Source organism: Adlercreutzia sp. ZJ141, assembly GCF_011038965.1.
GTDB lineage: Bacteria > Actinomycetota > Coriobacteriia > Coriobacteriales > Eggerthellaceae > ZJ141.
The window spans coordinates 1-4111 of record NZ_JAAKEB010000037.1 but is presented as its reverse complement, the minus strand read 5'-3'; the positions used below and the strand labels follow the sequence as shown (position 1 = coordinate 4111).

Genomic DNA, 4111 nt, shown 5'->3' with positions numbered 1-4111 from the left:
AAAGTTGGATTGCGTGCGCCTTAGGCGTCGCGGCGTGCAACGCCTTTTTCTCGGTTCGTTATGTCCGACTTCCTGAGATGCTTGACGAGCTTACGGTGGAAAAAGATGAGGAGTGGTTCAAGATGAAGAAGCGCTACCTCAAGTGTGATCTGCTCATATTGGACGATTGGCTTCTGGAAAAAGTCAGTGGCAAGCAGGCACGCGAGTTACTAGAGATTGTGGAGGGCCGCCTTCGCACTGGTTCTTTGCTGATATGCTCGCAGTTCTCGCCGGCCGGCTGGCATGCCAAGCTGGGCGAAGGTGCAATCGCTGACGCGGTTATCGATCGCATCGTATATCGCTCAGACATAATACACATAGAGGGCGATGAATCAATGCGCAAGCGCATCGGCTAGGCCATTAGCAAGCCTATTAGGCTGAGAGGGGCGCTTGCGCGCCCCTCTCGAGTTTGAAAGCATTGGATTGCCATGTATCAGCCCATCGTGGAACGCTGTAGCAGCGAAGCATGGAACCTTGTAGTAGAAACGACGCAATAATCAGCACCTATTGTTACCATTCGACCCGCACGAGTTCCCTGGGGTATTATTATCGTTTTGATACAATGGCTTAATTGAGGTTGTGAACAACGAAGGTGAGCGGTTTAATAGTTGGATCTCTTTGAGCCACAAAGGCGCAGATTCTGAACTTATGAGCCACTTCGAGTCGCTCTTTAAACACGCTTCTTCGCACCCCAAGAGGGCAAACTGGGCTTACCACGTACCGTTCAGTACAGCTGACTGTATTGTTGATGAGGAAATGTCTGAGGATGAGTTATTTCAAGAACTCGACAAGCAGCTCGAAAAGCTCATGAAGTTCGAAGCGAGAATAGCACCCCTTATCATTGAAGACGCCGGGCAAAATGTATTATAGGGTGACAATAGGGTCAGGTCAGTCGACAATATCTATGTGATCTCCGGGCGCTATGCGACCTCCTTCAATCACTTTGCAAAAGACACCTTCACGCGGCATGATACAGTCGCCCATTTTGTGGTAGATAGCACAATGCGCATGGCATTCCTTGCCTATTTGAGTCAGCTCCAGAAGAACATCGCCTGATCGGAAGTGTGTTCCAATGGGAAGTGACTTCAGATCGAAGCCTTCTACGATGATATTTTCACCGAAAGCTCCGTTTGCAACACCTGCGCCGCGGGCGTTAAACTCCTGGATTTTCTCGTAGCTAAGAAGACTGACCTGGCGGTGCCAGTTGCCCGCATGCGCATCATGTTCAATGCCCCAGTCGGGCTCAAGTATGATGGAGTCGGTCTCAGTTTTTTGAATGCCTTTAATTTCGCTTGTGCAAACGGCCTTGATGGTGCCCATGTTGCACGCTCCTTTACTGTAAGGCGATGCATCGTACGCCACCTCGATGCACCCGGTGCAACATTAGATTAAACCTTGCCGCCGCTGCACGACGACTGACAAGATGAAACTTTGGCGCGTGGGAATTGTAGCACTCTCAGGATAATGCATTCAAGCGTTAAGGTGCCCTTATCTCTTGTGATTCAAATAATGTAATCATATAATTACATATGCGTAGTGAAGGAGGGTTATGAAACCTACAGCGTCTATTGAACTCTTCCTTCGTCAGCTTAAGCAATACGTGGAGAAGAATTCATTCGTTTTAGTTGATCGGGAAGCAAGTAAACGGTTTTTGGCGAGCAAGGGCATGTCAATGGACATGCTCACAGACGTAATCCTATCCCTGAGGCCTAAAGATTGTTTCGATGGTCCAGAAGCCGACAGAGATCCTCGTTTTGCTGACAAGTGGACGGTTGCTGAGTTCTCGCCAATCTATCGTGGAGAATTGCTCTACTTAAAGATGTCGATTCGTGTTGACGTTGAGCGGGCGAAGTGTTTATCCGTAAAAGCCTATGTAGAAAGAAGAGATGCTGATGTCTGAGTTGGTGAACATCTACTGCCACGAGTGTGATACGGAAGTTCACGCTCACTTTCACGATCAGTCTGCAACACTCTCTGTGCGCGGAGAACAAATTGACTATTCAGAGACTGTTGCAATTTGCCCGATTTGTGGCGAGATTATTGGTGATACACGTATTGAAGGCGCAAATCTCGAACGGGCTTATGGCGCCTATCGCACTCTTCATGGAATCCTTTCACCTGATGATATTAAGTCACTTAGGAATTCGTATGGGCTTTCTCTGAGAGAGTTTAGCAGGTTCCTTGGGTTCGGAGAGCAGACCATCTATCGATACGAACGTGGCGACATTCCCGACCAGTCTCACAACACAACGATGTTGAGTGCGAAGACCATACAAGGCGCCCGACTGCTTCTTTCACAAAACAGACAGAAGCTAAATGACAGATCAATTGCCAGGATTGAACAGCGCATACAGGTCATGGCCGATGGCATCGCGGAACAATCGCGTCTTCATCGTACTTTAGAAGACAGGGAGGCTTATGAGCCCTCCGCCACGAATGGCTACCGTCGGCTCGATCTGGACAGGGTTGCCGCTCTCGTTTACGAACTAGCTCGCAAATGTCGCGACCTATACTGGACAAAACTTCAAAAGGCGCTATTCTTCGCCGACATGGTTTGCTATGAACGCAGTAGCTGCTCCTTGACGGGACTTAGCTATGCACACGCCACCTTCGGTCCTGTAATGGATCAAAAAGACGAGGTGCGGTACATACTTGTCAGTCGCGGGACGATTGGTTTTAGAGAATGCGGTTGGGGAGAGATACTCGTTCCCCTTCAGTTAAGCACACAGCCTTTCAATGCAGAGGAAATTGTACTCATTGATGAAGTTGCGAGCTTTGTCAATTCATTCAGCTCAGCGAGTGAGTTATCTGATTTCTCGCATGATCTTAGTTGTTGGAACGGGAGTGTTGATGGTGAAATAATCGAGTACACCTTAAATGATGGTGAAGTGGGGCGTGCCATGTTCGAAAGAATGAACAAACTCCGCTCCTTGTAATCCTATCAGTGAGCCACTTACTACATGCCAGCCGAATCCTCTTTGGCGACGATGACCTCAGATGCGTCAGGGGGATACCAAGTTGCAAATTATGCGTAATTCTCAATAAACCCCATAGCTATCATCTAAGAAAGTACCTATCTTTGAAAATAGTACTAGTCAGTTCTTTGTCGCATAACCATACTGCTTCAAAGAAAACCGAGGAAACAATAAAGTGGTAAGAAAGGATCAGCGTATGTCATTTAAGAATTTAGGGAGCACAGGCGAGTTGTTCCCGCAGTCGGTGTTCATCATCGCAAGCTACGACGAAAACGGGGTACCCAACGCCATGAATGCAGCGTGGGCTGGCGAGTGTAGCCGTCACGAAATTTGCTTCAACATCGGCGACCATAAGACCACAGCAAACATCGTGACGAAAGGCGCGTTCACCGTGTCGCCAGCAGACGCGGCGCATGTAGTCGAGGCCGACTACTTCGGCATCGCCAGCGGCAACAATGTGGACAAGGCGGCCGCATCTGGCATGACATTCACGCGCTCTGAATTTGTTGACGCGCCCGTTATCGAGGAATTCCCGCTCACCATGGAATGCGAGGTCACAGAAATCCAGGGTGATGAGCACGGCGCGCGCATTGTGGGGCGCGTGGTGAATACGCGAGTGGACGAGACCATGCTCGACGATGAGGGTCGCGTGGACTTCGGCAAGATGCGCCCGATCGTCTACGACTCCACTCGTCGCATCTATCGTGTAGTTGGTGAGGAGGTTGGCGGCGCTTGGGATGCAGGCATGAAGCTGATGTAGAACTCCCGTAAGACAAATGCTGTTTGTAATACCCCGTACTGCTTACTCGAAACGGTAAGCGGTACGGGGTTTCTATGGTTGAAGGAACGTTCCCTCACGTATATGATGGTTGCTTGTTTCTGACTGCCTGAATTCCCGCTTTTCCATGACGTGATTTGATTCCTGCCACATGATCTTGTGGTAATTCCTCCAATATGGGGCACTGTGCCTCATATTTTGTTGCAAGAAACAACGTCATAGGTTATAATTATGACGTTGTTTAGGCAGTGCAGGAGACAGAAAATGGCTCAGATAAGGCAGACCGACAAGGCTACAGGCATCGTTTACGTGTATGAAG

Annotated in this window: 6 protein-coding genes; 5 read left to right on the top strand and 1 reads right to left on the bottom strand. The window is 49.1% G+C overall.

The annotated features are described in order from the left end of the window. Together G7Y44_RS10090 and G7Y44_RS10085 are read left to right on the top strand one after the other, a co-directional pair. Positions 1–395: ATP-binding protein (locus tag G7Y44_RS10090; protein ID WP_241159252.1), on the top strand; the 395-nt coding region annotated here is incomplete at its 5' end. Positions 396–618: 223 nt separating this feature from the next. After that, complete coding sequence (locus G7Y44_RS10085; protein ID WP_165249626.1) at positions 619–909, top strand: hypothetical protein; 291 nt, start codon at positions 619–621, stop codon at positions 907–909. An 18-nt stretch (positions 910–927) separates the two neighbouring features. On the opposite strand, the gene G7Y44_RS10080 is transcribed toward G7Y44_RS10085, so the two are convergent. After that, positions 928–1359 carry an MOSC domain-containing protein gene (locus G7Y44_RS10080; protein ID WP_165249624.1) on the bottom strand — a complete coding sequence of 144 codons (432 nt, stop codon included), beginning with the start codon at positions 1357–1359 and terminating at the stop codon, positions 928–930. Positions 1360–1588: 229 nt separating this feature from the next. Between G7Y44_RS10080 and G7Y44_RS10075 the strand changes: the two genes are divergently transcribed. The 3 genes from G7Y44_RS10075 (at position 1589) to G7Y44_RS10065 (ending at position 3774) form a co-directional block, all read left to right on the top strand. Continuing rightward, entirely contained in the window at positions 1589–1939 is a 351-nt protein-coding gene (locus G7Y44_RS10075; RefSeq protein WP_165249622.1) for a hypothetical protein, read from the top strand. Then, positions 1932–2975: a type II TA system antitoxin MqsA family protein gene (locus G7Y44_RS10070; RefSeq protein ID WP_165249620.1), complete on the top strand. Its 1044-nt coding sequence runs from the start codon at positions 1932–1934 to the stop codon at positions 2973–2975. Before G7Y44_RS10075 ends, G7Y44_RS10070 begins: the two co-directional genes overlap by 8 nt. A gap of 235 nt (positions 2976–3210) precedes the next feature. Beyond that, the gene (locus tag G7Y44_RS10065; protein ID WP_165249618.1) at positions 3211–3774 is read left to right on the top strand and encodes a flavin reductase family protein; all 564 of its coding nucleotides are present in this window, start codon (positions 3211–3213) and stop codon (positions 3772–3774) included. The last annotated feature ends 337 nt before the right edge of the window (positions 3775–4111 follow it).

Excerpts from the sequence above, each read along its gene's own strand:
- G7Y44_RS10080 (WP_165249624.1), bottom strand. The coding sequence starts at position 1,359 with ATGGGCACCATCAAGGCCGTTTGCACAAGCGAAATTAAAGGCATTCAA.
- G7Y44_RS10075 (WP_165249622.1), top strand. The coding sequence starts at position 1,589 with ATGAAACCTACAGCGTCTATTGAACTCTTCCTTCGTCAGCTTAAGCAA.
- G7Y44_RS10070 (WP_165249620.1), top strand. The coding sequence starts at position 1,932 with ATGTCTGAGTTGGTGAACATCTACTGCCACGAGTGTGATACGGAAGTT.
- G7Y44_RS10065 (WP_165249618.1), top strand. The coding sequence starts at position 3,211 with ATGTCATTTAAGAATTTAGGGAGCACAGGCGAGTTGTTCCCGCAGTCG.